Source organism: Streptomyces chilikensis, from assembly GCF_001642695.1.
Lineage (GTDB): Bacteria > Actinomycetota > Actinomycetes > Streptomycetales > Streptomycetaceae > Streptomyces > Streptomyces chilikensis.
Genome location: NZ_LWCC02000005.1, coordinates 2,889,528 through 2,889,757 on the forward strand (window position 1 = coordinate 2,889,528; position 230 = coordinate 2,889,757).

Sequence of the window (230 nt, forward strand, 5' to 3'; positions counted from 1 at the left end):
CGGCCGTGCACGGCCGCCGAGGAACGCGCCCCGGAGGGCCGCCGGGTCACTCCTCGTCGCCGTCGTAGCGCGGGTCCACCGCCTCGGGGGTGAGCCCGAGCAGGTCGGCGACCTGCTCGACCACCACCTCGTGCACCAGCGCGGACCGTTCCTCCCGGCCCTTGCTGCGGATCTCCACCGGCCGCCGGTAGACCACGACCCGGGACGGCCGGCCGTCCCGGCCGGGAACG

1 protein-coding gene is annotated in these 230 nt (G+C 77.4%); it reads right to left on the reverse strand.

The genetic code is table 11. From position 1 onward, the window contains the following. Positions 1-46: 46 nt before the first annotated feature. A partial coding sequence (locus tag A2U95_RS32655; RefSeq protein ID WP_240957300.1) for a metallopeptidase family protein occupies positions 47-230 on the reverse strand: 184 nt, incomplete at its 5' end.